Below are 432 nucleotides of genomic sequence, written 5' to 3'. Positions count from 1 at the left end.
ACAGCCAGGAGCTCCGTCGTTCTTTCGAGACCGCCGCAGCTCCGCACCTTATCGTTCGCCAGCTACTTCGAAACATGATTGAAAGGCCCGCAATCCTGATTGATGACCATTGGGCCTGTGCGATGCTCGGGATCAACCCGGAAGATTTTCATTTGATCGCACCTGTGCTCCAAGAGGCAGGAGTCCTCTACACCGGACTTCTCGGAGATGGATGGCGCAGATGGTGGTCAGGGAGACTTGAGGTCTTCAGTGAGAAGATATTCGAGGACCGACCATCAGGTCTGACCTCTGCCGAACGCGCGGCAAAACTAAGCGATACGCTAGGGAAGAAAATCAGACCGAATATGTCTCCCTGGAACGGTAGCGTCGACGAGTATCCAGTATTCGCCTGCGCTTCATGCGGCCGTCCATCGGAACTTCGCCACTCGCTTG

1 protein-coding gene is annotated in these 432 nt (G+C 55.3%); it reads left to right on the top strand.

Going from position 1 to position 432, the window contains the following annotated elements:
• Positions 1-432, top strand: a 432-nt coding sequence (locus tag PL640_RS25600; RefSeq protein WP_271363882.1) for a hypothetical protein, incomplete at both ends; no start/stop codon positions are given.

Source organism: Agrobacterium sp. ST15.16.024 (genome assembly GCF_027956545.1).
Lineage (GTDB): Bacteria > Pseudomonadota > Alphaproteobacteria > Rhizobiales > Rhizobiaceae > Agrobacterium > Agrobacterium cucumeris.
Note: the sequence above shows the minus strand (reverse complement) of the source record. Positions and strands in the feature narration are given on the sequence as shown.